Source organism: Yinghuangia sp. ASG 101 (assembly GCF_021165735.1).
In the GTDB taxonomy this organism is placed as follows: domain Bacteria; phylum Actinomycetota; class Actinomycetes; order Streptomycetales; family Streptomycetaceae; genus Yinghuangia.
Map to the genome: position 1 here is coordinate 5,420,790 of NZ_CP088911.1, position 25,601 is coordinate 5,446,390.

A 25,601-nucleotide genomic window follows, 5' to 3' on the forward strand; every position below is an offset into this window, starting at 1 on the left:
GGCATCGGACACGAGAAGGGGCCGTGATGGCCGACGATGTTTTCGAGGTGGTCAACCCGGCGACCGAGCAGCCGGTGGCCCGGGTTCCCCTGGCGGGCGCGGCCGAGGTCGACGCCGCCGTGCGGGTGGCCGCCTCGGCGTACCCCGCGTGGCGCGCCGTCGCACCCGGGGACCGGGCGCGGCTCCTGCGCCGCGTCGCCGACGCGGTCGACGCGCACGCCGACGAACTGGCCGCGCTGGAGGTGGCCGAGGCCGGGCACCCGGTGGGCAACGCGCGCTGGGAGGTCGGCAACCTGCGGGACGTCCTGCACTACTTCGCGGGTGCTCCCGAGCGCCTGACGGGCCGTCAAATCCCGGTGGCCGGCGGCGTGGACATCACCTTCCACGAGCCGTTGGGCGTGGTGGGGCTGATCGTTCCGTGGAACTTCCCGCTGCCGATCCTCGGCTGGGGGCTGGCACCGGCGCTCGCCGCGGGCAACACCGTGGTCGCCAAGCCGGCCGAGCAGACCCCGCTGACCGCGCTGCGGATCGCCGAGCTGGCGCTGGAGGCGGGGCTCCCGGAAGGCGTGTTCCAGGTGCTGCCGGGGCGCGGCGCGGAGGCCGGGCGCGCGCTGGTCGACCACGACCTGGTCCGCAAGATCGTGTTCACCGGGTCGACCGCGGTGGGCAAGGAGATCATGGCCCGCGCCGCGCCCGGCGTGAAGCGCGTGACGCTCGAACTCGGCGGCAAGAGCGCCAATATCGTCTTCGCGGACGCCGACCTGGACGAGGCAGCGCGCGCCGCGCCGATGTCGTTCTGCGACAACACCGGCCAGGACTGCTGCGCCCGCAGCCGCATCCTGGTCGAGCGCGGGGTGTACGACCGGTTCCTCGCCCTGCTCGAACCGCACGTCCGGGCCCTGCGCGCGGGCGACCCGAACGACCCGGCGACCGCGATGGGGCCGCTGATCTCGGCGGCCCAATTGGCGCGCGTACGCGGCTATGTCCCCGACGGTGCTCCGGTGGCCTTTCGCGGCGAGGCCCCGTCCGGCCCGGGGTTCTGGTACCCCGCGACGGTCCTCACGCCGGACGATCCGCTCGACCGCACGGTGACCGAGGAGATTTTCGGGCCGGTCGCCGCGGTCGTGCCGTTCGACGACGAGGCCGACGCGGTACGCCTGGCCAACGCCACCGCGTACGGTCTCGCCGGCTCGGTGTGGACGCGCGACATCGGACGCGCGCTGCGGGTGAGCCGAGGCGTCGAGGCGGGGAACCTCTCCGTCAACTCCCATGCGTCGGTGCGCTATTGGACGCCGTTCGGTGGCTTCAAGCAGTCCGGGCTCGGTCGCGAACTCGGCCCGGACGCCCTCGCGGCGTTCACCGACACCAAGAACGTGTTCATCAGTACGGAGGATTCGTGAAGCGATTCGAAGGCCGCACCGCGGTGATCACCGGCGCGGGCAGCGGTATCGGCCTCGCCACCGCGAAACGCCTCGCGTCCGAGGGTGCGAACGTCGTGTGCGTGGACATCGACGAGTCGGCCGGTCGAGCGGCGTCCGTGGCGGTCCGCGGCGTCTACGTCAAGGCCGACGTCACCAGCGAAACGGATGTGGAGGCGGTCTACCAGGCGGCGTTCGACACGTTCGGCAGCGTGGACGTCGCCTTCAACAACGCGGGGATCTCGCCGCCCGAGGACGACTCGATCCTGACCACCGGCATCGACGCGTGGCGCCGGGTGCAGGAGGTCAACCTGACGTCGGTCTACCTGTGCTGCAAGCACGCGATCCCGTACATGCGGCGGCAGGGCAAGGGCGCGATCGTGAACACGGCCAGTTTCGTCGCGCGGATGGGCGCCGCGACCTCGCAGATCTCCTACACCGCGTCCAAGGGCGGGGTGCTGGCGATGTCGCGCGAGCTGGGCGTGCAGTTCGCGCGCGAGGGTATCCGCGTCAACGCGCTGTGCCCCGGGCCGGTGAACACGCCGCTGCTCCGGGAACTCTTCGCCAAGGACCCCGAGCGCGCCGCGCGCCGTCTGGTGCACATTCCCGCCGGGCGGTTCGCGGAGGCCGAGGAGATCGCGGCGGCGGTGGCCTTCCTCGCGTCCGACGACGCGTCGTTCGTCACCGCCTCGGAATTCCTGGTCGACGGGGGTATTTCCGGCGCGTACGTCACGCCGCTGTGACCCATTTCTCGGATGGACGCCGCCCGGCGGACAATGCAGCAACTCTCCGGACGCGAGACAGGTGGTACCGGTCATGGCACGTCCCGTCATCGGCATCAGCGCGTACAGCGAGCAGGCCCGGTGGGCGGCCTGGGACACGCAGGCGACTCTCCTGCCGCAGGCCTACGTCGACCGCGTGGCCGCCTCCGGAGGCCTGCCGGTGCTGCTGCCGTCGGTGCCCGACGTCGCCGAGGCGGCCGACCGGTTCGACGCGCTGATCATCGCGGGCGGCGGCGACATCGACCCGGCGCGCTACCGCAGCGAGGCGCACGAACGCACCGGGTTCGTGCGCCCGGCGCGCGACACGGCCGAATTGTCGCTGGCGCAGCGCGCGTTCGACCGGCGCATACCGGTGCTGGGGATCTGCCGCGGGCTCCAGGTGCTCAACATCCTGCGCGGCGGCACCCTGATCCAACACCTCCCGGACCGGCTCGGCGGCGACGAGCGGCACGCGCCGGCCCCCGGCCGGTACGGGCGCCACCGCGTCCATCTCGTCGCGGGCAGCCGCACCGCGCAGGTGTACGGGCGCACCGAGTTCGAGGTGGCGACCCACCACCACCAGGCCGTCGACACGCTGGGCGACGGCCTGGTGGTGACCGGTCGCGCGCCGGACGGCATCGTCGAGGCGATCGAAGTGCCCGGCCACCCCTTCGCCGTCGCCGTGCAGTGGCACCCCGAGGTCGACGACGACCTCGCGCCCTTCACCGCCCTGGTCAAAGCGGCCCGAAGCCGGGCAGCGGGGGCGCCGCTGCCGACGTGAGGCCCGCGCACCACGACGCGGCGCGGACTCGGACCCATCACGGTTGCGTGACGTACCGGCCGGACGGGCGGATTCCCCGGTTACCCCTCAGTATGGTCGCCGGTCATGACCCCCCTCGCGTGGATCCTGCTCGCGTCGGCCGCCGCGGTCGCGGCCGTCGACTGGGCCGCCGCCGCGCGTGCGGACGCACGGGCGGAGCGCCGCGTGCGCCCGCTGGTCTCCGTCGCGCTGATCGCGACGGCCTGCGCGGTGGATCCCGCCGACCGGGCCCAGCGCGCGGCGTTTGTCGTCGCCCTCGTGCTGTCGTTGGCGCGGGACCTGCTGGGGCCGCGCGGGCGGCGGGGCTACACCGCCGCGGTGGCCGCGTCGCTCGCGGCGCACCTGGCGTACGTCGTCGGCTTCCAGCAGGTGGGATGGTCCTGGCTGTGGGCGGCGGCGGGCATCGTCGTCGTGCTCGTGGCCACGCTCGGGTACGCCGTGCGGCTCGTGCTCAGCGTGCGGGCGAAGGAGCCCGCGCTGACGCCGACCGTGGTCGCGTACACCGGTGTGCTGTCGCTGATGGTGGTCGCCGCGTCGGCCACCGGGCGGCCGACCGCGGTCGCGGGGGCGTTCCTGTTCTCCTGCTCGGACGCGCTCGGTGGGTGGAACCGGTTCCGCGAGGAGACGCCGCACGCGCGCCTCGCGATCACGGTGTCGTACCACCTCGCGCGAATATTGCTCGTGCTCTCGCTGGTCTGACGCCGCGGTCCGGAGGCGCGGGCGGCGGGGTATATCCGCCGAACCGGGCACGGGGCCTGCGGTACCATCTCCGCATGCGTGCCGTACTGCTTCTTACCGGGCCGCGCTGAGCAGGACGGGCGAATACCTCGGCAGGATCCGCGTCCCGGAGACGGACGAGTCGGAATCGGACGAGGCCCTTTGCCCACCTCAGTGCGGCGACCCCTCCTGAGCGAGGGGTTTTTGTCTTTCCGGAAAGACCTCGCAAACGCGATGCGCCGACGCGTGTACCCAGGAGCCCTGAGGACGATGACCGAGACGACGCAGGCCGCCGAGCCGACCGAGCCCCACCGCTACACGGCCGCCATGGCCGGCGCGATCGAGTTGCGCTGGCAGGACCGCTGGGAGGCGGAGGGCACCTTCGAGGCGCCCAACCCCGCCGGTCCGCTGGCCGAGCCCGACAAGGTCGCCGGCCGCGAGAAGATGTTCGTGATGGACATGTTCCCGTACCCCTCGGGGGCGGGCCTGCACGTCGGCCATCCGCTGGGCTTCATCGCGACCGACGTGTTCTCCCGGTTCAAGCGCATGACCGGGTTCAACGTGCTGCACACGCTGGGCTACGACGCGTTCGGGCTGCCCGCCGAGCAGTACGCGGTGCAGACCGGCACGCACCCGCGCGTCACGACCGAGGCGAACATCGCCAACATGCGCCGCCAGCTGCGCCGCCTGGGCCTGGGGCACGACAAGCGCCGTTCGGTCGCGACGACCGACCCCGGCTACTACCGCTGGACGCAGTGGATCTTCTTGCGGATCCGCAACTCCTGGTACGACGAGACCGCCGACGGCGGGGCCGGGCGCGCACGTCCGATCGCCGAGCTGGTCGAGCAGTTCGAGAAGGGCACGCGCGCGGTGCCGGACGGCCGCGAATGGGCCGACCTGAGCCGCGCCGAACAGGCCGACGTGGTCGACGGGTTCCGGCTGGCGTACCTGTCCGAGGCGCCGGTGAACTGGTGTCCGGGCCTGGGCACGGTGCTGGCCAACGAGGAGGTCACCGCCGACGGCCGCAGCGAGCGCGGCAACTTCCCGGTGTTCAAGCGCAGCCTGAAGCAGTGGATGATGCGCATCACCGCGTACTCCGACCGGCTGCTGGACGACCTGGACAAGCTGGACTGGCCCGAGCCGATCAAGCTGATGCAGCGCAACTGGATCGGCCGGTCCGAGGGCGCCCACATCGACTTCCGTTTCGCGGGCCACGAGGACGTCGGGGTACGGGTTTTCACGACCCGTCAGGACACCTTGTTCGGCGCGACCTACATGGTCCTGGCCCCCGAACACGACCTGGTCGAGACCGTCGTCCCGGACGCCTGGCCCGCCGGGACGCCCGAGGCGTGGACGGGAGGCGCGGCGACCCCCGCCGAGGCGGTCGCGGCCTACCGGGCGGAGGCGGCGGCGAAGACCGAGGTCGAGCGGCAGACCGAAGGCAAGGACAAGACCGGCGTCTTCACCGGTGCGTACGCGGTCAACCCGGCCGGGGGCGCGCTGATCCCGGTGTTCATCGCCGACTACGTGCTGGCCGGATACGGCACGGGGGCGATCATGGCGGTCCCCGCGCACGACCACCGCGACTTCGAGTTCGCGCGCAAGTTCTCGCTGCCGATGATCTGCGTCGTCGCCCCCGACGACGGCCGCTCGACCGACCCGGCCACCTGGGACGACGCGTTCGTCTCGAAGACCGCCGGCATCGTCAACTCGGCCGCCGACGGCCTCAGCCTGAACGGGCTGTCGGTCGCCGACGCCAAGCGCCGGATGGACGAGTACCTGGCCGCGCACGGCGTCGGCGCGCCGACGGTCACCTACAAGCTGCGCGACTGGCTGTTCAGCCGCCAGCGCTACTGGGGCGAGCCGTTCCCGATCGTGTACGACGAGGACGGCGTCGCGCGCGAACTGCCCGAGTCGATGCTGCCGGTCGAGCTGCCGGAGATCGACGACTACCGGCCGCGCACGTTCGACCCCGACGACGGCGACTCGCAGCCCGAGACGCCGCTGTCGCGCCGCGCGGACTGGGTGACCGTCGAACTGGACCTGGGCGACGGGCCGTGCACGTACCGCCGCGAGACCAACACCATGCCCAACTGGGCCGGGTCGTGCTGGTACGAGCTGCGCTACCTGGACCCGACCAACGAGGACGCGCTGGTCGACCCGGAGAACGAGCGCTACTGGATGGGCCCGCGCACGCCCGGCGCGTCCGGTGGTGTCGACCTGTACGTCGGCGGTGTCGAGCACGCGGTGCTGCACCTGCTGTACTCGCGTTTCTGGCACAAGGTGCTGTTCGACCTGGGCCACGTCTCGTCGTTCGAGCCCTTCCACAAGCTGTTCAACCAGGGCTACATCCAGGCGTTCGCCTACACGGACGCCCGCGGTGTCTACGTGCAGGCCGACGAAGTCACCGAGGAAGGCGGCAAGTTCTTCCTGGGCGGCGAGGAGGTCAAGCGCGAGTACGGCAAGATGGGCAAGTCGCTGAAGAACTCGGTGACCCCCGACCAGATGTGCGAGGAGTACGGCGCGGACACCCTGCGCCTGTACGAGATGTCGATGGGGCCGCTGGAGGTCTCGCGGCCGTGGGACACGCGCGCGATCGTCGGGTCGTTCCGGTTCCTGCAGCGGCTGTGGCGCAACATCGTCGACGAGAGCACCGGCGAGCTGCGTGTGAGCGACGCCGCCCCCGACGAGGCCACGCTGCGCGCGCTGCACAAGGCGATCGACGGCATGCGGCGCGACATGGACGGCCTGCGCTTCAACACCGCCATCGCCAAGGCCATCGAGCTGAACAACCATCTGACCAAACTGGACGCGGTGCCGCGCGCGGTGGCGGAGCAGGTGGTGCTGATGGTGGCGCCGCTGGTGCCGCACATCGCGGAGGAGCTGTGGGCGCGGCTGGGCCACGACGGTTCTCTGGCCCACCACGACTTCCCCGAGGCGGATCCCGCGTACGTCGTCGACGAGACGGTGACGTGCGTCGTGCAGATCAAGGGCAAGGTCAAGGCGCGCCTGGAGGTGCCGCCGTCGATCGGCGAGGACGAACTGCGCGAACTGGCGCTGGCGGACGAGTCCGTGCGGAACGCGCTGGGCGGGGCGAGCGTGCGCATGGTCGTGGTGCGTCCGCCGAAACTGGTCAACATCGTGCCGAACTGACGTTCCGGACGCCCGGTGCGCCGCGGGGTGGATCTCTTTGGAGTGGACCTCGCGGCGGCCCGGTCACCGCGGGAACCTTGCGGGGTCCCTGTCCGTCTCTCCCGGTAACGGCGCGGTCGCGGGCGGTTTTCCGTGCCGTGTCCGGATGATTTCCCCGCTGTGACGATCGCCCGGGAACGGGCGGTTTTCGTCCGAGGCGATCGCCGGGGCCCGTCACGGCGCTACTGTTGAGGGATTCGCAGGCGGCGACCTGGGAGGAGACCAGCCGTGTCACTCGCCTCGGACGGTGCGCAAGCCGTCGCCGTCTTCCTCGGAGCCGGGTTCGCCGCCCTTTTGGTGCTGATCGGTCTGGTGGTGATCATCGCGGTGGTGGTGCGGCGCGCGGTACAGCGCAGGATCGACCGGCACGCGCCCCGCCTGCGGGGCCTGGTGGACGACGCCGCCTCGCGCGCGCGGGCGTACACGCGGCCCGGGGGTGCCGGAGAGGCGGCCCGCCTGCGGGTGTCGGTGCGCCGCTCGCTCGACCACACGCGGCGCGTCCTGGACGCGGGGTACGCGCGTGACGCGCAGCTCGGGGAGGCGCGCCAACTCCTCGCCCGGCTCGAACGGTTCGCCGAGGGGCTGGACACCGACCTGCGGATGCTCGAGCGCGAGCCCGACGCCGTGCGCGTCGACCGCGAATTGCCCGCGCTGCGTGAACGGGCGGAGCGGGTGCAGCACGCGGCGGGTTCGCTGCGGTGGGCGGCCCAGGACCGCGAGCGGGTGCTCGCACACGACGAGTTGGACCGGCTGGGCCGCGATGTCGAGCACGAGGTCGCGGCGTTGCGCGAGACCGCGCAGGCGACCAAGGACGCGCTGGGCCCCTGATCCGGCGCGTGCCGCACATCGCCGCCGGGGGTTCGGCGGAGGACGGGGGCGAACGGCGTCGCCGGAGTCTGTTCCGAACCTGTCGGTTTGTATCGATCGGTTCTCTTCGTCTTTGTCCCTTCGCCGACGGGTAGCTGCAACCGCATGACGTCCGAAGTCGCGATCGTTACCGATTCCACGGCCTACCTGCCCGACGAGGTCGTCGAGCGGCACGGCATCGTTGTGGTGCCGCTCAAGGTCGTCCTGCGGGGGCGCCCGCTCGACGAGGGGACGGAGGCGACTCCGGCCGGGCTCGCGGAGGCGTTGCGGCAGCGGCGCGTGGTGACCACGTCGCGACCGTCGCCCGAGACCTTCGCCGCGACGTACCGGCGGCTCGCGGAGGCCGGCGCGCGCGAGATCGTCTCGGTGCACCTGTCGGCGGAACTGTCGGGGACGTACGACGCGGCTCTCCTCGCCGCGCGCGAAGTCCCGGTCCCGGTCCGCGTCGTCGATTCGCGGACGGTCGCGATGGCGATGGGCTTCCCGGTGCTCGCGGCGGCGGAGGCGGTCGCGGACGGTGCCTCGGCGGAGGACGCCGCGGTGGCGGCGGAGAAGCGGGCGGGTGCGACCTTCGGGTTCTTCTATGTCGACACGCTGGAGTACCTGCGCCGAGGGGGGCGCATCGGGGCCGCGGCGGCGCTGATGGGTGCGGCGCTCGCGGTGAAGCCGCTGCTGCACGTCTCGGACGGCCGCATCGCCCCGCTGGAGAAGGTGCGTACGGCGGCCAAGGCGATCAGCCGGCTGGAGGAGATCGCCCTGGAGTCCGCGGGTGAGGCGCAGGTCGACGTCGCGGTCCACCATCTCGCGAGCCCGGACCGCGCCGAGGCACTCGCCGGCCGGTTGCGCGATCGGCTGCCGCGGCCCGGGGAGTTGTATGTGAGCGAGGTCGGTGCGGTCATCGGGGCGCATGTGGGGCCGGGGTTGCTGGCTGTGGTGGTGTCGCCGAGGTAGGCGGGGCGACGCGGGGCCTCGTCGATCGGTCGATCGGTCGATCGGTCGCGCGGCCGAGCCGGCTGACCGGTGTTCGGTGGGGGATTTCGAGGTCGTATGTCAAATCGACTTTCCACAGTGCGGTGGTTGTCCACAGATTGTGAGGGCGTCGGCTTGGCGGTGGAATTCCCCGCCTAATGTCGGGGCATGACGAAATCACCGCACCCGCAGACCCTTGCCCGGCTGGCCGTGCTTTTTCCGCGCGACGCTTATCGCGCGGCTCATTCGAGGAATGCGTCCGAGAGCGCGTTGGCGGATGTTCCGGCGGCGGGTGTGCCTGCCGTGGAAGACCGGTCGGTCGAAATCCCGTCGGGCGAAACCGCGCCGGGAGGAGTCCCGCAGACCGATGTCCCGTCGAGTGGGGTCGGGTTATGGGGGATCCCGCCACCCGACCCACCGGAACCCGACGTGCCGGCCCACGCTGTGGCGGCTCGGGACGCGCCGCCCCGCGACGCGCCGCCCCGCGACGCGCCGCCCCGCGACGCGCCGCCCCGCGACGCGCCGCCCCGCGACGCGCCGCCCCGCGACGCGCCGCCGCTCGGCGCGGCGTTGGCCGACACGCTGCCGTCCGCCGAGCCGCCGCCCGAGACGACGGTGGTCGCCGCGCCGGCTCTCGCGTCGCCGTCCGACGCGGGCGGGGCGGACGGCCGAGGTCCGGCCTTCCCCGAGGTCTCCGACGACACCGGTCGCGATCCGGCCTCCCGGCCGCTGCCCTTGTCGGCCCGCCTGGCGGGTGCGGTCGGCGATCGCCTGCCCGTGCCGCTGAAGGCTTTCCGGATCGGTGTGGACGGCCGTGTCGTCGCCGCGGTGGCCGTCCTCGCCCTCCTCGCGATCGTGTTCGCGGGGGTGGGCTGGTGGCACAGGCGTCCGCAGCCGGTCGCGGTGCCGCCGGTCGACACGGGGGCGGAGGTGACGAGGTCCCGCACCGCGACCCCGGACGGATCCGCCGGTGGCACATCGGCCGACGCGTCCCGGGACGCGTCCGCGTCCGACGCACCCGGCCCGATCTCGGTGCACGTCGTCGGACGCGTCGCGAGCCCCGGGGTGCTCGTGCTGCCTGCCGGGGTGCGGGTCGACGACGTCCTCAAGGCCGCCGGAGGCGTTCTCCCGGGAACCGACCTCACGGTCCTCAACCTCGCGCGCGTGGTGGGCGACGGTGAGCAGATCCCCGTGGGTGTGCCCGGGGCGACCGCGGTGCCGTATGTCGCGGGCGGATCCGGTGCGTCCGGTGCGTCCCCCGGCGCCAAGACCGCGCAGTCGGTGATCGACCTCAACACCGCGACCGCCGAGCAATTGGAGACCTTGCCCGGAATCGGTCCGGTGACGGCGCGGAGCATTGTGGAATGGCGGCAGGACAACGGCAGATTCACCTCGATCGACCAGCTTCGCGAAATCCGCGGAATCGGGGAAAGCCGCTTTGCCGACCTGCGCGCGAAAGTACGGGTATGAACGCGGCCGGCGTCGGTGACCGGGCGTCCGCCCGCGTTGCGGAGCCCCACGACTTACGGCTGGTGCCGGGAGCCTTCGCCGCGTGGGGGGCCGCGTGGTTCGCGCCCGGGATGCGGCCCGCACTGGCCTGGACGTTCGCCGGGGGATGCGTCGCCGCGGCTGCCGTGCTGGTCGGTCGGCGAGGGCGTCGCGGGGCGTGGACGGCGTGGACGGCGTGGACGGCGTGGACGGCGTGGTCGCCGCGGCGGCGGTCGAGCGCGGCGGGTCAAGTGTCCCCGGCACCACCGCACCGCCGGATGATCGCGCGCACGACCTGTGCGGTAGCGCTGATCTGCGGTGCGGCGGGAGCCGTGTCCGCGACGGCCCAGGCGGGCCGCTCCGGACCGATCCCGGGGTTGGCCGCACAGGGCGCGACCGTCACCGTCCGGATCACCGTCACCGGCGACCCGAACCCGGTCGCCCCGAAGGTGCGCGGAACCACCCTGGGCGGCGGGTCCGTTCGCGTGCCGGTACGCATCGACGTGCTGAAACGCGTGAGTTCGGCGCCCCCGGCCCCCGCGCGACGGCTGCACACCTCCGTGCTGGTCCTCGCGTCGGGGCCCGATTCGGCGGCGTGGGCGCGGCTGTTGCCCTCCACCCGGATCGAGGCGACCGGGCGCCTGGTCGTCCCGGCCAGGCGCGATGGCACGATCGCCGCGTTGCTCGTCACCGAGTCGCCGCCGCACGTGGTCGGCGACGCGTCCGCGTACCAGCGGTGGGCCGGGCACCTCCGGGCCCGCCTGCGCGACGCGTGCGCCGGCCTGCCTCCCGGGCCGCGCGGCCTCCTGCCCGGCCTGGTCGTCGGGGACACGAGTCGCCTGCCGCCGGACCTGGTCGAGGACTTCAGGGCGACGGAGCTGACGCACCTGCTGGCGGTCAGCGGTACGAATGTGACGATCCTGCTGGGCGCCGCGCTGCTGGTCCTGCGGTACGCGGGAGTCCGAGGCCGCGCGCTGCCCGTCGCGGGGGCGGTGGCGGTGCTCGGCTTCGTGATCCTGGCCCGCCCCGAGCCGAGCGTGTTGCGGGCCGCGCTCATGGGGGTCGTCACGCTCGGCGCGCTCTTCTTCGGACGCCGCAGGCACGGTCCGTCCGCACTCGCCGCGACGGCCCTCGTCCTGGTCCTGTTCGCCCCGCATCTCGCGCGGAGCCTCGGCTTCATCCTGTCCGTCCTTGCCACCGGCGCGCTTCTGCTGCTGGCCCCGCACTGGGCGGAAGCGCTGGTACGCCGCGGGTGGCCCCGCGGGCTCGCGATCGCGATCGCGGTGCCGTGTGCCGCTCAAGCGGTGTGCGGACCGGTCATCGCCACCTTTGCCCAGCGCGTCAGCCTGGTCGCCGTCCCCTGCAACCTGCTCGCCGAACTCGCCGTGGCCCCCGCCACCGTGCTCGGCTTCCTCGCCCTGCTCGTGGCGTCGCTGTGGCTGCCGGGCGCCGTGCCGCTCGCCCACCTCGCGGCGCTCCCGATCGCGTGGATCATCGCGGTCGCGCGCACCGGGGCGAAGATGCCCGGCGCCACCGTCGCCTGGCCGGGCGGATGGTTCGGCGGCGTCGCGCTCGCGTTGCTCACCGCGGCGTGCCTGCCGCTGGTGCGGGCCGCGTTCCGGCGTCCTCTCGTGTTTCCGGCGCTGGCCGTCGTGCTCGCGGTGGCGCTGATGCGCCCGCCGTCGCTCACCCGCCCGCTGACCGGCTGGCCGCCTCCCGACTGGCTCGCCGTGATGTGCGACGTGGGCCAGGGCGACGCCCTCGTCCTCAACACCGGCCACGGCACCGGAGTCGTGGTCGACGCCGGCCCGGACCCGGGCGCGGTCGACCGCTGCCTGCGCGAACTCGGGGTCGACCGCGTCCCGCTGGTCATCCTCAGCCACTTCCACGCCGATCATGTCGAAGGGCTGCCGGGGGTTCTCCACGGACGCGCTGTCGGCGCGATCGAAACCGCCGCGCTCCAAGAACCGCAGGGCGAGGCCGTGCGCGTCCGGCACTGGGCCGAGGCCGCCGGAGTCCCGGTGCGCTCGGCCCGCTACGGCGAGCAACGCGCCACGAAAGACGGCCGGGCGCGCTGGCGGATCGTGGGTCCCCGCGACCCGCGGGCCGCGCTCCGGCAGTCCGGTTCGGTGGCCAACAACGCCAGTCTCACCGTGCTCGCCGACCTGTCGGGCGTGCGCTTCCTGCTCACCGGTGACCTGGAACCCGACGCGCAGCGCGTGTTGCGCACCGAGCTTTCCGGTACGCGCGTCGACGTCCTGAAAGTCCCGCACCACGGTTCCGCCCGCCAGGACCCGGTCCTGCTGCGCGGCCTGCGCCCGCGCCTGGCGTCGATCTCCGTCGGCCGGGACAACCCGTACGGGCACCCGGCGCGGTCGACGATCCTCCTGCTCGGCGCGCTGGGAACGCGCGTGATGCGTACCGACCGGGACGGCGCGATCGCGGTGGCCGGGTCCGCGGCCGACCTGTCGGCGAGCGGCCGGGGCCGGGACCGCGTTGTCGCCGGACCGTGCCATGCTGTGCGGGATGGCCAGGAAAGCTGCAGACGACCCGCTCGCCCCGGTGACCCTCGTGGTCGGCCCGGAGGAACTGCTCGTGGATCGCGCGGTGTCCGCGGTCACCCGGGCCGCCCGCGCGGTGGACCCGGACACCGACATCCGCGACCTCGCCCCCGGCACCCTCCAACCGGGCATGCTGACCGAACTGGCCAGCCCGTCGTTGTTCGGCGAGCGCAAGGTGATCGTGCTCCGTGCCGCGCAGGACCTCGGGGCGGACCTGGTCGCCGAGGTCAAGGGCTACCTCGGCGCCCCGGCCGACGAGGTCGTGCTGGTGCTGACCCACCTCGGCGGCCCCAAGGGCAAGGCGCTGCTGGACGCGGTGCGCAAGGCCGGCGCCCGGGAGGTCGCCTGCCCCAAGGTGTCAAAGGCCGGCGAGCGCGTCGCGCTGGTCAAGACCGAGTTTCGTACGGCGGGTCGTTCGGTCACCGAGGAGGCCGCCCGCGCCCTCGTCGATGCGGTGGGCAACGACCTGCGCGAACTCGCGGCGGCGTGCGGCCAGTTGGCGGCGGACACCGAAGGCGTCGTGGACGAGGAGACGGTCGCCCGCTACTACACGGGCCGGGCCGAGGCCACGAGCTTCGACGTCGCCGACAAGGCCGTCGAGGGCCGCGCCGCCGACGCCCTCGAACAACTGCGCTGGGCGCTGTCCGTGGGCGTCGCCCCGGTCCTGGTCACCAGCGCCCTGGCCCAGGGCGTCCGCAACATCGCCCGCCTGGGCGGCGCCCCCCGCGGCGCCCGCCCGGGAGACCTCGCCCGCGAACTGGGCATGCCCCCCTGGAAGATCGACCGCGTCCGCCAGCAGATGCGCGGCTGGACCCCGGAGGGCATCGTCGCGGCCCTGCGCGCGGTGGCCGACGCGGACGCCGCCGTCAAGGGCGGTGGCACCGACCCCGCGTACGCCCTGGAAAAGGCTGTGGTCACCGTCGCGACCGTCCGGGGCCGCTGACGTTCCGGCGCTCCGACCGGCGCGCACGCGGGACCGCCGCGGACAAGAGGGCGTCCGCCCGCGGGAACGTCACCGGCACGGGACGACGCACGCCGACCGTGACCGGAGAAGCGCCGAAGGCGCCGCCCCTGGTGGGGTGGCGCCTTCGGGAACGTGCGTGGGCCGAGGATCGGCCGGAGGCTCAGGCCTCGAGCGTGGCGACGTGCCGGGCCAGGGCCGACTTCTTGTTGGCGGCCTGGTTCTTGTGGATGACGCCCTTGCTCACGGCCTTGTCGAGCTTGCGGGCGGCTTCGCGGTTGAGCTCGGCGGCCTTCTGGAGGTCACCGGCCGCGACGGCCTCGCGGGTCTTGCGCACCGCGGTCTTGAGCGACGACTTGACCGCCTTGTTGCGCTGGCGGGCCTTCTCGTTCGTCTTGATCCGCTTGATCTGGGACTTGATGTTAGCCACGGAAAACAGCCTCGTCGTTCGGACGGTTTGTTCCCGTAGGGGAGAGGGCCCTCGTGGAACGTTGACTTGCGTGGCTGAGACAAGTGGCACACGCAGTGGGACAGGCTACCAGTGCGGGAAGAACGCCCCAAAGCGGCGTCCGCTCGGGGGTCAGCGGTCCAGTTCGCGCCGGAGCCAGGACAGCGACGCGGTGGCGCGGTGGTGTTCGTAGGCGCGCAGGTGCGGTGCGTACGCGGGGGAAGGGAGGCGGGCGGCGTCGGTCCAGTGGCCGGAGGCGCCGGCCAGGAACGCGCGGAGGACGGGGGCGGGGACGTCGTGGCGGTCGCGGAACCAGGCGGGGAGCGCCGCGGCGCGGGAGATCGCGGGGTCGCGGAGGCAGAAGAGCAGGGGATCGACCCAGGCGGCGCCGGTGGACGGCCGGGTCCAGTCGACGGCCTGCCCGGTCGGGTCGCCCGATGTGACGAGGACGTTGCCGGTGTGGAGGTCGGTGTGCGCCATCGTGTCCCCCGCGGCGGCCTCGGCCCAGCCGCGTTCGAGGGCGCACAGCTCGGGCAGGTGGTCGCGGGCCCACGGGTCCAGGCCGGGCGGCGGGTCGGCGGCGACCCGCCGCCATCCGGAGGCGAGGTGGCCGAGCGAGACGGACACCGGCGGTATCCGGTGGGCGATCGCGTCGGGATAGGCGGTCGCCGCGAGCCGGTCGCACAGCGCCAGGCACGCCGCCAGGTCGGCGGGGTCGCCGATGTCGGCGTCGTGGCCGTCGACGTTCTCGAAGAGCAGTACGTACCAGCCGCCGGTCCGCAGCTCGGCCAGCAGCCGCGGTGCGGGGAAGGGCGCGGCCGTGCCGTCGTCGAGCAGCGGGCGGACCTTGCGCCCGAACCAGCCCTCCACCTCGTACTGCGTGAGGATCGGGTGGTCGGTGGGGCAGCCCTTGAGGAACACCGTGCGGCCGTCGGCGAGTGTCAGCCGGGCCGCCGTACCGCCGCTCTGGCCGCCCGAGCGCGTCGCGGCGGCGGCGATGCCGGTGCCGAAGTGGGCGGTGACGGCGGCGTGCGGTTCGGGCGGAAGAGACCAGTAGTCCACGCGCATGGGACGATGATGGTCTACCGCGGTCGCCGCCGTGCGCCGACTCGTGCCCGGGGCCGTCCGCGGGTGCCGAGACCGCCGTCCGGCCGCCGCACCACCCGCTCGACCACACTGCTCGACCGCACAAGCACAGCACAGCACAGCACGACGAGAGCAACAGCACAGCACCGCCCGACCGCACCGCTCGACCACACGCCCTGTCCACCGAGCCCTGAGAACCTGGAAGCCTGCGTGCCCGCGACCCCCGTGAACGTGCCGGAGCCCAGCCGTACCGACCCGGCGCTGATCCGCAACTTCTGCATCATCGCCCACATCGACCACGGCAAGTCCACGCTCGCCGACCGGATGCTCCAGATCACCGGAGTCGTCGAGGCGCGGCAGATGCGCGCCCAGTACCTCGACCGCATGGACATCGAGCGTGAGCGCGGCATCACCATCAAGTCCCAGGCGGTGCGCCTGCCGTGGGCCGCCGGCGACGGCCGCGTGCACATCCTCAACATGATCGACACCCCCGGGCACGTCGACTTCACGTACGAGGTCTCCCGGTCGCTCGCCGCGTGCGAGGGAGCGATCCTGCTGGTCGACGCCGCACAAGGCATCGAGGCCCAGACGCTGGCGAACCTCTACCTCGCGCTGGAGAACGACCTCCAGATCATCCCGGTGCTCAACAAGATCGACCTGCCGGCCGCCCAGCCGGAGAAGTACGCCGAGGAGCTGGCGCACATCATCGGCTGCGAGCCCGACGACGTGCTGCGGGTCAGCGGTAAGACCGGCGAGGGCGTCCCCGAGCTGCTGAACGAGTGCGTGCGCCTGGTGCCGCCGCCGATCGGCGTCAAGGACGCCCCGGCGCGGGCCATGATCTTCGACTCGGTGTACGACTCGTACCGCGGCGTCGTGACGTACGTCCGTGTCGTCGACGGCAACCTCACCAAGCGCGAGCGCATCCGGATGATGTCGACCGGCGCCACCCACGAGCTGCTGGAGATCGGGGTCATCTCGCCCGAGGCCAAGCCGGCCGACGGCCTGGGCGTCGGTGAGGTGGGCTACATCATCACCGGGGTGAAGGACGTACGGCAGTCCCGCGTCGGTGACACCATCACGTCGCAGCACAAAGGCGCGGAGGAACCGCTCGGCGGCTACAAGGACCCGCGTCCGATGGTGTTCTCGGGGCTGTATCCGCTCGACGGCTCGGACTACCCCGAGCTGCGCGACGCGCTCGACAAGCTGCAGCTCAACGACGCGGCCCTGGTCTACGAGCCGGAGACGTCCGCGGCGCTCGGCTTCGGGTTCCGCTGCGGGTTCCTCGGCCTGCTGCACCTGGAGATCATCCGCGAGCGGCTGGAACGCGAGTTCGGGCTCGACCTGATCTCGACCGCGCCCAGCGTGGTCTACCGCGTCGTGATGGAGGACGCCACCGAGCACACGGTCACCAACCCGAGCGAGTTCCCCGGCGGCAAGATCGCCGAGGTGCACGAGCCGGTCGTACGCTCGACGATCCTCGCGCCCAGCGAGTACATCGGCGCGATCATGGAGCTGTGCCAGGCCCGGCGCGGCAGCCTGCTCGGTATGGACTACCTGTCCGAGGACCGCGTCGAGCTGCGGTACACGCTGCCGCTCGCCGAGATCGTGTTCGACTTCTTCGACCAGCTCAAGTCGAAGACGCGCGGCTACGCGTCACTGGACTACGAGCCCACGGGCGAACAGGTCTCCAGCCTCGTCAAGGTCGACATCCTGCTGCAGGGCGAGGCCGTCGACGCGTTCAGCGCGATCGTGCACAAGGACAAGGCGTACACCTACGGCGTCGAAATGACCAAGAAGCTGCGCGAGTTGATTCCGCGTCAGCAGTTCGAGGTGCCGATCCAGGCGGCGGTCGGGGCGCGCGTGATCGCCCGGGAGAACATCCGCGCGATCCGCAAGGACGTGCTGGCCAAGTGCTACGGCGGCGACATCTCCCGCAAGCGCAAGCTGCTGGAGAAGCAGAAGGAAGGCAAGAAGCGCATGAAGATGGTCGGCCGGGTCGAGGTGCCGCAGGAGGCGTTCATCGCCGCCCTGTCCACCGACTCCGACGGCGCGGCGGACAAGAAGAAGTAACCCGAGAGCACGTATGAGGCGCCCGGCGGACGACCGCGCCGGGCGCCTCACGCGTACTCCGGCAGCACGCCGTGCCCCGGGAAGGACCCCGTCATCCGTTGGCATGCCACAGACCTGCCGCCATACGGGCCTTTCGGGCGGGCAAACGCCCGCATCCTCTACCGCGCCGCACCCCGTGGGGCTACGTTGACGGTCCATCAACAAGCGTGACCGAGGACACACCACCGTGCTCCGCAGCGGTCCGCGTGGTCCGGCGTGTCGTCGGTGCGGGCGGCGGCACGGCCCCCGAGTCCCGGAGTCCGGAGGCGGTCGTGAGCGACACAGGCACCGAAACGGCAACCGCGATCGAGAACCGTTCCGAGTCATTCGCGGTCGACTTCCTGGAGCGCGTACGGGCGACGCCGGACACCGAGGCGTATCGTTTCCCCTCGCTCCTGCCCGACGGGCGCGAGGAGTGGGCATCGCTGACCTGGGCCCAGGCCGCGGAGCGCGTCAAGGCCATCGCCGCCGGGCTGCACGCCCTCGGCGTCCGCCCGACGGACCGCGTCGCGATCGTGGCGCAGACGCGCGTCGAGTGGATCCTCGCGGACTTCGGCACCGCGTGCGCGGGCGCCGCGACGACGACCGTCTACCCGACCACCAACGCCGACGAGGCCGCGTTCATCCTGGCCGACTCCGGCAGCACCATCGTCTTCGCCGAGGACGACCGGCAGATCGCGAAGCTCCGCGGAGCGCGCGAACACCTCGGCGCGGTACGCAAGATCGTCACCTTCGACGGCACCGCCGACGACGACTGGGTCGTGACCCTGGCGACGCTGGAGGCCGACGGCCGCGCGGTCCTGGCCGAGGACCCCGGTCTCGTCGAGCGGCTGGTCGGCGGAATCACCCGCGACCGGCTCGCCACCCTCGTCTACACCTCGGGAACCACCGGACGCCCCAAGGGAGTCCGGCTCACCCACGACACGTGGGCGTACCAGGCGGTGGCGCAGCAGCAGATGGGGCTCAGCGACGCGACCGACCTCCAGTACCTGTGGCTGCCGCTCGCGCACTGCTACGGCAAGGTGATGACCGTCGGCCAGCTGCGCGTCGGCTACACCACCGCGGTCGACGGCCGGCACACCGAACTCATCCGCAACCTCCCCATCGTGAAACCCACCTTCATGGCCGCCGCACCGCGCGTGTTCGAGAAGGTGTACAACGCGATCCACGCCCGCGTACGGCGCGAAAGCCCCCTGAGGCAACGCCTGTTCGCGTGGGGGGTCGGCGTCGGCCGCCGGTATGCCGACGCCACCCGGGGCGGGCGCACCGCGAGCCCCGCGCTGACGCTGCGCCACCGGCTCGCCGACAGGCTCGTCCTCGCCAAACTGCGCGAACCGTTCGGCGGGCGCATGAGGGGCTGCATATCCGGCAGCGCCGCGCTCTCCGACGAGGTCGCCGGGTTCTTCGAGGCGATCGGGGTCCCGGTCCTCCAGGGATACGGCCTGACCGAGGCCAGCGCGGGCAGCACCGTCAACCGTTACCGGGCCAACCACCTCGGCACCGTCGGCCTCCCGCTGCCCGGCACCGAGATCAGGATCGCCGAGGACGACGGCGAGGTGCTGGTGCGCGGCCCCGCGGTGATGTCCGGCTACCACAACGACGCGGAGGCCACCGCGGCCGTGCTCGACGCCGACGGCTGGCTGCACACCGGCGACATCGGCGAGATCGACACGCACGGTGCCCTGCGCATCACCGACCGCAAGAAAGACCTCATCAAGACGTCCAACGGCAAGTACGTCGCGCCGTCCGACATCGAGGGCCGCTTCAAGGGCCTGTGCCCGTTCGTCGGCAACATCGTCGTGCACGGCGACAACCGCACCTACTGCACCGCGCTCATCACCCTCGACGCCGACGCGCTGCACGCGTGGGCGGCCGGGGCCGGCGGCGGCCTGGCCGCGCTGCCGTACGCCGAGCTGGTGGCGACACCGCAGGTCAAGGCGCTGATCGACGGCTACGTCGCGAAGCTGAACACCGGATTGCAGCGGTGGCAGACGATCAAGCGGTTCGCGATCCTGCCGCGCGACCTGAGCGTCGAGAACGGCGAGCTGACCCCGAGCCTCAAGGTCAAGCGCGCGGTCGTGGAGCGCGAGTACGCCGACGTGCTGGCCGCGCTGTACGACGACGGCGCCGCCCGGTAGCCGCCCCCGGGTTTGGGCGCGGCCCGACCCGTGGGGGAAACTGGGCCGATGCCCTCCGCGCTCCCCGACGGCCTGCCCGCGCCCCGCGACGGGTCGCTGCCCGCGTCCGCCCTGGCCGGCGGCGAGGCCGCCGCGCGCCCGTTCGGCTTCTACGTGCATGTGCCCTACTGCGCGTCACGCTGCGGCTACTGCGACTTCAACACCTACACCGCGGACGAACTCGGCGGCGGCGCGTCCCGGGCCGGATACGCGGACGACGCCATCGCCGAGGTGCGCCTCGCCCGCCGCGTCCTCGGCGACGCCGACCGGCCGGTCCGCACCGTCTTCTTCGGCGGCGGCACCCCGACGCTCCTCCCGGCGGCCGAGCTGGGCCGTGTCCTCGCCGCGATCCGCGACGAATTCGGCCTCGCATCCGAGGCCGAGATCACCACCGAGGCCAACCCTGAGTCCGTCGACCCCCGCTCCCTGGCCCACCTGCGCGAGGCGGGCTTCACACGGCTGTCCTTCGGCATGCAGAGCGACCGCCCGCACGTCCTGCGCGTCCTCGACCGCCGGCACACCCCCGGCCGTGCCCTGGAGTGCGTCGCCGAGGCCCGGGCCGCCGGCTTCGACCACGTCAACCTGGACCTGATCTACGGCACGCCGGGGGAGACCGACGAGGACTGGCAGGCCTCGCTGGACGCGGTCGTGGCCGCCGCACCGGACCACGTTTCCGCGTACTCCCTGATCGTCGAACCGGGCACCCGCCTCGCGGGCCGCATCAACCGCGGCGAACTACCGCTCCCGGACGACGACATGCTCGCCGACCGCTACCTGATGGCCGACGCGACCCTGACCGCCGCCGGCCTCGGGTGGTACGAGGTGAGCAACTGGGCCGCCTCGTACGAGGCCCGCTGCCACCACAACGAGCTGTACTGGACCGGCGCCGACTGGTGGGGCGCCGGCCCCGGCGCGCACAGCCACATCGGCGGCGTGCGCTGGTGGAACGTCAAACACCCGTCGGCGTACGCCGAACGCCTGGCCGCCGGGGAATCCCCAGCCCAGGCCCGCGAACTGCTCACCGACGAGGACCGCCGCGTCGAGCGGATCCTCCTGGAGCTGCGCCTCAAGGACGGGTGCCCCCTGTCGCTCCTGCGCGAGGACGGCCTGGCCGCGGCCGAACGCGCGGTCGCCGAAGGGCTGCTGGAACCGGCCGCCTTCGACACCCGGCACGCCGTCCTGACCCTCAAGGGCCGCCTGCTGGCCGACGCGGTCGTGCGCGATCTGGTCGACTGACCGCCCGCGCTACAGCGCCACGTCCATGATCAGGTCCGCCAACTGCTCGTCGATGCGGTTCAGTTCACCCGCGTAGCGCCGCAGGTCCGCGCCGGTCTGCCGGGCGTCGGCCTCGCCCTGCTCCTTGGTACGCAGGGCTTCGCCGACCTCGTCGCGGATGCTCTTGATCTCGGCGTCCAGGCCCTGGGCCACCGCGTCGCGCATGGCGCGCAGCTGCCTGGTGATCTCGTCGCCGAGGTTCTGCACGTCGGCGTCGGAGCGGTTGCGCAGCTCCTCGACGACCTGTTCGGCGACCTGCTCTTTCATGCGCTGATTCGCCTTGTTGAGCTGAAGGGCGCCGCGGAAGAGGTTGCCGCCCAGCAGCATCGCGAAGATCGCGACCGGGCCGAGGCCGACGAACACCGCGATCGCGCCGACCGCGATCTGCGGCAGCAGCGTCGTCAGCATCGTCTTCAGGCTGAAGCGCCCGCCGGTCAGCGCCGTGCCCGGGTCCAGCACGAACGACACCGCGTCGGCGAGCAGGCGCTCCAGCGGTGCCGACGCCTTGTCGGGGCTCTTCAGCAGCTGCGTCTCCGCGTCGTCGCGGGTCAGCGACGCGCGGATCTCGTCGATCCGCGAGACGAACTGCGTCACGTCGTCGTCGATCGAGCGTTCCAGGTCCTCGACGCGGCGGGTCAGGAGCGGCTTGAGCTCCTTCTCCTGCCACTCGGCGAACGCGATCTGGATGCGTCCCGCCAGGTGGTCGGAGATCTCCTTGACCGCCGCCTCCATCTTCGCGCGCGCCTTGAACGGGTTGGCGCCGAGCGTGTTGGCGGGGTCGTACTCGCGCGCCCAGCCGGGGATCTGGCTGATCACGCGGTTCATGAAGCGGCGCCCCGCGTCCTCCACCTCGCCGCGCGTCTCCCGCAGATGGCCCTCCATCTGCGCCACGATGACGCGGCGGTTCTGCTCCAGGCGGGTCAGCGGCACCTGCACGCGCTCGTACGTACCGCGCAGTTCCTCGACGCTCTGGGTGAGCAGCGCCTCCTTGCGGTCGATCTGCTCGCGCGCCTCGATCAGCAGGTACTTCAGCTCGCGGGCCGGCGACAGGATCTTCGCCCGTCCCCGCTCGCGCGTCAGGAACTCCTCCAGCGTGCGCTCCAGTTCCGGCATGCCGGAGTCGCCCACGAGGTCGGGCTCGCCCTTGCGCCGGCCGTTCAGGGCGGCCCGCGCGTTGACGAAGAAGACCCGGTCCGGGCGGGAGACGTACGGGCCGAGGCGCTTGCGGATCTCCCGCTTGACGTCCTCGCGCTCCTCTTCCTCCACGAGGTTGATCTTGTTGCCGACGTAGAACACGTCCTCGTGCCCACGCGCCTTCACGTGCACGTCGAGGAACAACTGCTCGCTGCGCGACATCGCCGCCTGGCAGTCGACCACGAAGACCAGCACATCGGCCTGTTCGAGGTACGCGAGTGTCACCCGCTCCCGCTCGGGCGCCTCGTTGAGTCCGGGGGAGTCCACCACGACGACGCCGTTGCGGCACAGTTCGAGCGGCCAGCGGACCACCGCGCGCTGGTACGGGTTCGGGGTGTTGTCGTCGTCCGCGCCGATCGTCACGTAGTCGACGATCTCCTCGACCCCGACGGGGATCGGGTCGCCCGCGCTGCCGTCCGGCTCCAACGGGTAGATCAGCGCCGAGCGCTGGTCGGCCCACATCACCTCGTTGATGATCGCGGTGCACGGCCGCGCGAACGACGGCAGCACCTTGTCGCCCAGCATCGCGTTGATGACGGTGCTCTTGCCGCGCTTGAACTCCCCGACGATCATCACCTTGAACGCCTCGGAGGCCGCCCGCGTCCGCACCGACGCCAGCTTCTTGACGCCGCTGCCGATCGACAGGCCCGAGATGATCGGCGTCAGACGGTCGATCAGCTCGACCAGGGTCTCCTGACGGGCCCGCCACGCGCTGTAGCCGCCGACTCCGACCTGCGCCCGGTGCTGCTCCACTGCTCTCCCTCCCTCCGCCGCGCCCGAGGAGACCGGCCCGACGGTGTTTGCGGATCCTACGGTCGGACGACCGCCGTCACGCCTCCGAGTCGTCCCCATCGATCAGCGCACCGACCGTGGAGATCAAATCCTGGGTACGGGTGAACAGTTCCGGCCAGTCCGGCCCCCCGCCGCCCTGGGCGCCGAGTGCCGCGAGCCGGTCCGTACGCCACGCCTTCTGCCCGCGCACGGCCTCGTCCATCACCCCGGCATACAACGTGTACAGCCGGTCCGACACCTGCCGCGAGAACTCCGCGAGCAATTCCTCGATCGCCGGTTCGAGGGCCTTGGCCGCCTGGGCGCGCTGACCCTCCGTCAGCGAGCCGGACTTCACCTCGCCCAGCACCATGCCGCCCACCGACGCCGCCATGCCCGCGCCCATCGGGATGGTCGCGAGCCCGCCGGTCAGCGGGATCAGCAGCATCCCCAGCACCGCGACACCGCTCGGCCCGATCCGCCACGCCAGCTTGCGGCTCTTGAGATCCTTCAGCCCCAGTTCCTCGGCCTCGTTCAGCTCGAACTCGGTCGACAACTGCTCGGCCTTGTCCACCTTGTGCGTGGTGCCCTTGCCGAAGTGCCTCTTCATCTGCGCGTCGAGCCACTGCAGGTCGGCCTGCACACTGGAGTGCAGCTGGCCCTCGTACTTCTTCGCCAGCGCCGTCAGCTCGCGGCGCAGCCGGAACGGCAGGTCGCGCTCCCACCACGTCTTCGGGTCGGGGGTGCGCTCCATCTCGTAGCTCAGCACACCCAGCAGCTCGTCCTGCGACTGCGCCAAGTGCTCGCGGAACTTCTCGGCCGTCGTGCCGCGCCGCTTCTGCAACTCGACGCGGACCTTGCCCCACTCGGCGGTCATGTTGTCGATCTCGACCTCGGCCTCCTCGGCCGCCCGCCGCCGCTCCTCGACCCCCAGCGCCCCGGCCGCCACGCCCTGCCGGGCGAGTTCGGCCATCTCCTCCAGCAGGCCCAGGAGTTGGCCCGCGGTCTGGCGGGCGCGCATCGCCCGCCGGCCGCCGGAAACCGCGTACTGCTCCAGCCGCCCGCGCACGGCGCCGACCGGGGCGTCGTCCTCGCGGTGCGGGCCGGCCAGCACCGCCAGATCGGGGGAGATGCGGCGCACCCGGCCGGTGAGGTAGTCGACGATGTCCTCGCGCTCGTCCTCGTCGATGGTGTCGAGCTTGGAGACCACCACGGTGATGCGCGGCACGTGCCGGGCGATCACCTCCTCCTCCAGGAACGACGTCTCCGAGATGCCGAGCGGGGCGCTCGCCGAGACGACCATGAACACCGCGTCGCTCGCCGCGACGGTGCGCCGGACCAGGTCCTGCGCCTTGTCGTCGTCGCCGGGGCCGCCGTCGTCCCGCGCGCCGAGACCCGCGTTGACCCCGGGAGTGTCGATGATCTCGACGTCGAGCCGGGCCAGTTCGGGGTCCTCGACCAGCACCCGGACGCCGATCAGCGCGTCGTCGCCCTCGCGGGACGCCGCCGCGTCGACGTCCGCCCACGACGCCGACACGGCGGGCCGCACCTCGGACCGCCCGCCCGCGTACTGGAGTTCGAGGCGGGCCTCGGGGCCCGGGGCGATCACCACGGGCACCCTGGTGTGCCGGCCCTCGGGGACGACCTGCGCCCCGAGGAGCCGGTTCACCAGCGACGACTTGCCCCGGCCGAACTCCCCGACCACCGCGATCCGGAACCCGGGCCGCCGCATGCGCGCCCGGAGCCGGTCGACCTCGGTGCAGATCTGCTCCAGGCCGAACCGCTCGGCCAGTTCCCACGCGTCGGTGATCGGGGTACTGAGCGCGGCACCCGCGGACTTGACCAGGCTCGGACCGCCGCCGGGGTGCGGTTCCGGGGTACGCCGGGCCGGTGTCGCGGGTGCCGCCGCGGCGGCCCGCCGGGGTCCCACGCCCGCCGAGGACGGCTCGGTTCCGCGCGCCGGGGCCCCCGGCCCCTGCCGCACGGCTCCGGCCGGGGCCGCCGCCGACGCCGCCGGGCGCGGCGTCGCGGTCCTCGACGGGCCGGGTAGACCGGCGACGCCCGCCTCGGCCGACGCGCCCGCCGAACGCGAGCGCGCCTCACGCCCGGACGAGGCCTGGCCGGGGGCGATTTGGAGCCAGGTGCGGGTGCTGGGCACGAGCGCGTGGTAGACGCCGTACGCCGCACGCGGCAGAACCTGCGCGTACGCGCGGGTGAGCAGCTTCAGGTCGCGCTCGCCCGGCTCGGAGACGAACCGGGTCAGGGTCTGGAAGAAGCGGGCGCGGGCGGCGAGCGCCTCGGCCTGCATCGACAGGTTCCAGCCGGTCGCGTGGCCGGACGCCTTGGCCAGCATGTCCGCGGCGGCGGGGTGTTCGGCCAGCGTGACGAGTCGGATGACGTTCTGCGACGGCCACTCCCACTGGACGGCGCCCCACGCGGGGGTGACATGGATGACGGGCGCCTGCGGCTCGCGGCGCCCGACGGCGATGAGCGAGGTCAGGGTCCAGGCGCCGTCCACGCGCTCGGCGACGGGCGGCAGCGCGATCGACGCGCCTTTGAGTCGGCCCCGGAGCTCGGGGCTGCGGTGGATGCCGCTCAGCAGCCCGGCGACACCGGTCTGGCGGCGGGGCTGGTTCTGGGCGACGCGGGCGTTGACGGCCTCACGGTCGATGGTCACGGAGGTTGTCCTCTCGGAAAGTCTGTCGTGCGCGGCTGCGCGTGAGCCGGTCCGGGTCCGCACACCGGTCGCGCGCGTTCGCGCGGTCGTTCCGGTGCCGGCCGGTGTGGGCT

Annotated in this window: 16 protein-coding genes and 1 pseudogene; 13 read left to right on the forward strand and 4 right to left on the reverse strand. The window is 72.5% G+C overall.

Annotated elements, in window-relative coordinates:
- Window positions 1-26: 26 nt before the first annotated feature.
- From LO772_RS23320 to holA, 10 genes and pseudogenes are all read left to right on the forward strand, one after another.
- Window positions 27-1,400 (forward strand): aldehyde dehydrogenase family protein, encoded by a 1,374-nt coding sequence (locus tag LO772_RS23320; protein ID WP_231773977.1) that lies wholly within the window; start codon window positions 27-29, stop codon window positions 1,398-1,400.
- Entirely contained in the window at window positions 1,397-2,161 is a 765-nt protein-coding gene (locus LO772_RS23325; RefSeq protein ID WP_231773978.1) for a 3-oxoacyl-ACP reductase, read from the forward strand. The genes LO772_RS23320 and LO772_RS23325 overlap by 4 nt, the downstream gene beginning before the upstream one ends.
- Window positions 2,162-2,234: 73 nt before the next feature.
- On the forward strand, window positions 2,235-2,960 hold the full coding sequence (locus LO772_RS23330; protein ID WP_231773979.1) for a gamma-glutamyl-gamma-aminobutyrate hydrolase family protein: 726 nt from the start codon (window positions 2,235-2,237) through the stop codon (window positions 2,958-2,960).
- 105 nt (window positions 2,961-3,065) lie between these two features.
- A complete protein-coding gene (locus LO772_RS23335; protein ID WP_231773980.1) occupies window positions 3,066-3,698 on the forward strand; it encodes a lysoplasmalogenase family protein in 633 nt (210 codons plus the stop codon).
- 288 nt (window positions 3,699-3,986) lie between these two features.
- A complete protein-coding gene (gene leuS / locus LO772_RS23340) occupies window positions 3,987-6,869 on the forward strand; it encodes a leucine--tRNA ligase (protein WP_231773981.1) in 2,883 nt (960 codons plus the stop codon).
- A 267-nt stretch (window positions 6,870-7,136) separates the two neighbouring features.
- Window positions 7,137-7,736 (forward strand): hypothetical protein, encoded by a 600-nt coding sequence (locus LO772_RS23345; protein ID WP_231773982.1) that lies wholly within the window; start codon window positions 7,137-7,139, stop codon window positions 7,734-7,736.
- A gap of 144 nt (window positions 7,737-7,880) precedes the next feature.
- Window positions 7,881-8,726 (forward strand): DegV family protein, encoded by an 846-nt coding sequence (locus LO772_RS23350; protein WP_231773983.1) that lies wholly within the window; start codon window positions 7,881-7,883, stop codon window positions 8,724-8,726.
- Window positions 8,727-9,173: 447 nt separating this feature from the next.
- Window positions 9,174-10,214 carry a ComEA family DNA-binding protein gene (locus LO772_RS23355; protein ID WP_231773984.1) on the forward strand — a complete coding sequence of 347 codons (1,041 nt, stop codon included), beginning with the start codon at window positions 9,174-9,176 and terminating at the stop codon, window positions 10,212-10,214.
- 296 nt (window positions 10,215-10,510) lie between these two features.
- A pseudogene (locus LO772_RS23360) lies at window positions 10,511-12,463 on the forward strand (ComEC/Rec2 family competence protein); the annotation flags it as partial.
- A 295-nt stretch (window positions 12,464-12,758) separates the two neighbouring features.
- Window positions 12,759-13,736 (forward strand): DNA polymerase III subunit delta, encoded by a 978-nt coding sequence (gene holA, locus LO772_RS23365; protein WP_231773985.1) that lies wholly within the window; start codon window positions 12,759-12,761, stop codon window positions 13,734-13,736.
- Between the two features lie 181 nt (window positions 13,737-13,917).
- Here the strand turns inward: holA and rpsT are convergent, their stop codons facing one another.
- Both rpsT and LO772_RS23375 read right to left on the reverse strand, forming a co-directional pair.
- On the reverse strand, window positions 13,918-14,184 hold the full coding sequence (gene rpsT, locus LO772_RS23370) for a 30S ribosomal protein S20 (RefSeq protein WP_231773986.1): 267 nt from the start codon (window positions 14,182-14,184) through the stop codon (window positions 13,918-13,920).
- 150 nt (window positions 14,185-14,334) lie between these two features.
- Window positions 14,335-15,270 (reverse strand): phosphotransferase, encoded by a 936-nt coding sequence (locus LO772_RS23375; RefSeq protein WP_231773987.1) that lies wholly within the window; start codon window positions 15,268-15,270, stop codon window positions 14,335-14,337.
- A 228-nt stretch (window positions 15,271-15,498) separates the two neighbouring features.
- Here LO772_RS23375 and lepA point away from each other — a divergent pair, with 228 nt between their 5' ends.
- The 3 genes from lepA (at window position 15,499) to hemW (ending at window position 20,810) form a co-directional block, all read left to right on the forward strand.
- Entirely contained in the window at window positions 15,499-17,358 is a 1,860-nt protein-coding gene (gene lepA / locus LO772_RS23380; protein WP_231773988.1) for a translation elongation factor 4, read from the forward strand.
- A gap of 311 nt (window positions 17,359-17,669) precedes the next feature.
- Entirely contained in the window at window positions 17,670-19,535 is a 1,866-nt protein-coding gene (locus LO772_RS23385; protein WP_231773989.1) for an AMP-dependent synthetase/ligase, read from the forward strand.
- Window positions 19,536-19,583: 48 nt separating this feature from the next.
- Window positions 19,584-20,810, forward strand: coding sequence for a radical SAM family heme chaperone HemW (gene hemW / locus LO772_RS23390; RefSeq protein WP_231773990.1), 1,227 nt, complete (start codon window positions 19,584-19,586; stop codon window positions 20,808-20,810).
- Window positions 20,811-20,819: 9 nt separating this feature from the next.
- Here hemW and LO772_RS23395 read toward each other — a convergent pair whose 3' ends face one another.
- Complete coding sequence (locus LO772_RS23395; protein ID WP_231773991.1) at window positions 20,820-22,796, reverse strand: dynamin family protein; 1,977 nt, start codon at window positions 22,794-22,796, stop codon at window positions 20,820-20,822.
- A gap of 76 nt (window positions 22,797-22,872) precedes the next feature.
- On the reverse strand, window positions 22,873-25,488 hold the full coding sequence (locus tag LO772_RS23400; RefSeq protein WP_231773992.1) for a dynamin family protein: 2,616 nt from the start codon (window positions 25,486-25,488) through the stop codon (window positions 22,873-22,875).
- Window positions 25,489-25,601: the final 113 nt, after the last annotated feature.

Excerpts from the sequence above, each read along its gene's own strand:
- leuS (WP_231773981.1), top strand. The coding sequence starts at position 3,987 with ATGACCGAGACGACGCAGGCCGCCGAGCCGACCGAGCCCCACCGCTAC.
- LO772_RS23320 (WP_231773977.1), top strand. The coding sequence starts at position 27 with ATGGCCGACGATGTTTTCGAGGTGGTCAACCCGGCGACCGAGCAGCCG.
- LO772_RS23335 (WP_231773980.1), top strand. The coding sequence starts at position 3,066 with ATGACCCCCCTCGCGTGGATCCTGCTCGCGTCGGCCGCCGCGGTCGCG.
- holA (WP_231773985.1), top strand. The coding sequence starts at position 12,759 with ATGGCCAGGAAAGCTGCAGACGACCCGCTCGCCCCGGTGACCCTCGTG.
- LO772_RS23330 (WP_231773979.1), top strand. The coding sequence starts at position 2,235 with ATGGCACGTCCCGTCATCGGCATCAGCGCGTACAGCGAGCAGGCCCGG.
- LO772_RS23350 (WP_231773983.1), top strand. The coding sequence starts at position 7,881 with ATGACGTCCGAAGTCGCGATCGTTACCGATTCCACGGCCTACCTGCCC.
- LO772_RS23375 (WP_231773987.1), bottom strand. The coding sequence starts at position 15,270 with ATGCGCGTGGACTACTGGTCTCTTCCGCCCGAACCGCACGCCGCCGTC.
- hemW (WP_231773990.1), top strand. The coding sequence starts at position 19,584 with ATGCCCTCCGCGCTCCCCGACGGCCTGCCCGCGCCCCGCGACGGGTCG.